The sequence below is a fragment of the Hazenella coriacea genome, from assembly GCF_004341825.1.
Lineage (GTDB): Bacteria > Bacillota > Bacilli > Thermoactinomycetales > Thermoactinomycetaceae > Hazenella > Hazenella coriacea.
In genome coordinates this window covers 1-3,331 of record NZ_SMAG01000020.1, presented here as the reverse complement: position 1 = coordinate 3,331, position 3,331 = coordinate 1, and the positions used below count along the sequence as shown (strand labels likewise).

Below are 3,331 nucleotides of genomic sequence, written 5' to 3'. Positions count from 1 at the left end.
CCAGGATCAAACTCTCCAAAAATGGTTGTTTGATTCTATGCTCTCAAAAAATTAACAGGTCATGGTTTCACTCTTTAGTTTTCAAGGAACACTGTGTTGCTTTTTGTAATGACATGTGTTATCTTAACACATCCATAACAATAAATCAACATTTATTTTTAATTGATTATTCTTTGTTAAAACTTCTATCGCATCAGCGACGTTAATTAATATATCATGGATTCATAGTTTCTGTCAACACATTTTATAAGATTAATAGGATCAATCTAATGTCAGTAGTGTCGATGAGGTAATATTCATCCTCACTATAGATCATTGGAGCTCGATTTCCTCCTCTATGAACTTGTCCCTTGCAAAGAAGAGAAGAATTCCACTAAGCAACAGTACAATGTCATTTCGTGCGAAAGATTGACCCCTAACTTCTAGTGAATCTAAACTGCCGCCTTAATATATAAAACATCACTCTCATTTTCCTATTTAAAACATACACAGTAAACTGACACTAGCATGAGATTAGTCATACTTTTCACATCTTGGTTAACTCATCTTCAACGATAATGCTTTCTATGGTTTATTGTGTCATTCTACTAAATTGAGCAACGATAAAAGACTAGGAAGAATAATACCCTTAGGAATTCACATCAACTAATTGATTCCAATAAGTTTATCATAGACAAAACATTCATATTATGATTCTTTTAAAATAGGTAATCCTACAAAAAAGGAGCACACAACGATGTACCTATTTATTGTGAACCCGATCTCAGGAAATGGACGTGGAAAAGGTATTTGGGGAGAAATCCAAAAGGCTTTAGATGAAAAAGAAATCCCCTATCAGGTCAGGGTTACCGAATACCAAGGACATGCAGTCCTCATCACACAGGAAGCAGTAGAACAAGGGGGCTTTCGAGCTGTTATTGCTGTTGGAGGTGATGGCACAGTACATGAAGTGGGTAATTGTTTAGCTGGAACACAATTGCCCTTAGGCTATATTCCTGCAGGAACAGGAAATGATTTTGCTACAGCAGAAAAAATTCCATCCCAGCCCCTTCAAGCTTTAGAACGAATTTTAAAGCATGAAGCACGAGCCATCGATACAGCTAAAGTAAATGGCAAAGTGATCATCGGCTTTATTGGGATTGGCTTTGATGCACAAGTCACCCAACATGTAAATGGATCATCACTGAAAAAGTGGCTTGGCAAGTTCAGCTATTTAGTTGGGGTTTTCCGTACCTTTTTCCGTTTTCGTCCTGCTCGGTTTACTCTTCAGATTGACGAGGAAGCGTTTACATATGATGATGTTTGGCTAGCTGCTATTTCCAATATTCCCAACTATGGTGGTGGGATGATGATCAACCCAGGTGCGATTAATGATGATGGAATTTTACAGGTTTGTTGTGTCTACCAAATCTCCCGATTCGAGCTCTTGCGAATGTTCCCAACAGTCTATTGGGGAACACATACTAGCCATCCATCTGTAGCTCTTCATCAAGGAGCCAAGGTTCGCATTCAGGCAGATCCTCCACTTCCTGTACAGATTGATGGAGAAATTTACGGAGAAACCCCCATGACCATCGAAATTCAACCGAAATCATTACTTATTTTATAAAGTTATATCATCTTATCCAAACACTCCACTGCTTTCATTTAGCGGTGGAGTGTTTATATATGTTAGATCCAGAGAACAGAGAAGCAAAAGAATTGAAAGCATCTCATGACCTTCTCTTTTACTATCACTAAAGGGTTGTACAATGTCATTTTCGCAAAATCGATTCCTGAATACGGGAAAATTAACGCTACTGATTTTTTTTCCGATCTTTTAGCCAGTCCTTCACAAAATAATAGGCTGTCGACATGAGAAAAATGGCAAGTAACATCATTATAACAAATGGGGTCATGAAACTTTCACACCTTTCTCTTCGATCTGACCTTTAAGTTGATCTGCTTTCCAAAAGATCATCAACAACTTTTTACGATCCATCCATAATAGAATCACATTCATAATCACAAGCACTGTGCTTAAATCTTGTACTCCTATGTTAAAGCAATAATTAACTAGCATCACATTGATAGAGATCGGAAAATACATGACAGCTCCTAATGTGCTGGTTCGCGGAATCATAATAAGTATAGCAGCAATGACTTCTCCCCAACCAATTACCAGCTCATAAAATCGAGAGTATCCAAAAAATGTCCATGCTAAAGCGAAGCCTTCTCCCTGTGAAACAATTGCTGTAGGAGCAGGTTCACCAAATTGCCCCATCACTATTTTAGCTAATCCATAAATCAAAAACATGATTCCTAAATAAAGGCGTAAAGTAGTTGGAAACGCTTTTTTCATTGATGTGAACAATCTTTTCATTTAACGACTCATCCTCTTTTTCGATTTGTTCTAATCATCTAAAAATCTTTTACGAATGTCTGGTGAAGGAATCATACATTGTTCTTTTTTGCCCCGAAAGCGATAACGATTTTTTGCCACCCATCGATAAACTACATCTCGAATTGGTCTTGGAATCACTATAAATCCATACAGTAATCTCCACCATCCACCTAATCCCTTACAAATCCGAAGTACTGCTGAAGATTCCGTATAATAGCGCCCCTCTTCGATCAACACAATGGAGTCCAAACGCTTTTCTTTAATTCCATAGGTAGTAAATAACGTGTCAGCAACTTTCGATTGTAAAGATGCAAAATGAAAGTAAGCATTTGAGTCTCGCGAAATAATCCATTGTACTGCTCCGTTACAAAAGTTACAGACCCCATCAAATAAAATGACTGCTTGAGCTTCATATTTAGTCATTAGTTATTCTCCTTCAGTATCGATCTACACAATAAAACAGGACTCCATATTTCCTCTAAATGTCTTTGTTTTATCTATCATAGACTCTAGTTGAAACCACTTTGGATGTCCAATAAATTCCTTACTTGTTCTAACATCTGGAATAAGTTAGGTTCATATGAGATCGATACATCTTGGATTGGATATCTTTCATATTAATCAACGAAGGTAAACAACAATTGAATTACAGATAAACAATAGTTAAACAAATAAATTCCCTTGAATAGATCCTTGGATTAAATTTCTCCATACCAAAAAACCACCCAATGATTTGGATGGTTTTTTGATTCATTTTAAACATACATGTTTTTGTTAAACTGTTGTGCTTGTAATCGGATGATTGTCTCAGAAAGTTTTTTGTCAGTTTCTTCGATATAAAAAAGCACTTGCATTTTGCAAGTGCTTTACCTCATTTGCCTGGCAACGTCCTACTCTCCCAGGGGTCTGCACCCCAAGTACCATCGGCGCTGGAGGGCTTAACGGTCG

3 protein-coding genes are annotated in these 3,331 nt (G+C 37.2%); 1 reads left to right on the top strand and 2 read right to left on the bottom strand.

Translation table 11 applies throughout. From position 1 onward, the window contains the following. Positions 1-736: 736 nt before the first annotated feature. Positions 737-1,609 (top strand): diacylglycerol/lipid kinase family protein, encoded by an 873-nt coding sequence (locus EDD58_RS14675; protein ID WP_131926883.1) that lies wholly within the window; start codon positions 737-739, stop codon positions 1,607-1,609. Between the two features lie 285 nt (positions 1,610-1,894). Here the strand turns inward: EDD58_RS14675 and EDD58_RS14670 are convergent, their stop codons facing one another. Together EDD58_RS14670 and EDD58_RS14665 are read right to left on the bottom strand one after the other, a co-directional pair. Then, positions 1,895-2,362: a hypothetical protein gene (locus tag EDD58_RS14670; RefSeq protein WP_131926881.1), complete on the bottom strand. Its 468-nt coding sequence runs from the start codon at positions 2,360-2,362 to the stop codon at positions 1,895-1,897. 30 nt (positions 2,363-2,392) lie between these two features. Next, entirely contained in the window at positions 2,393-2,806 is a 414-nt protein-coding gene (locus tag EDD58_RS14665) for a thiol-disulfide oxidoreductase DCC family protein (RefSeq protein ID WP_131926879.1), read from the bottom strand. Between the last annotated feature and the right edge of the window lie 525 nt (positions 2,807-3,331).

Coding starts and splice junctions, on each gene's coding strand:
- EDD58_RS14670 (WP_131926881.1), bottom strand. CDS start 2,362: ATGAAAAGATTGTTCACATCAATGAAAAAAGCGTTTCCAACTACTTTA.
- EDD58_RS14665 (WP_131926879.1), bottom strand. CDS start 2,806: ATGACTAAATATGAAGCTCAAGCAGTCATTTTATTTGATGGGGTCTGT.
- EDD58_RS14675 (WP_131926883.1), top strand. CDS start 737: ATGTACCTATTTATTGTGAACCCGATCTCAGGAAATGGACGTGGAAAA.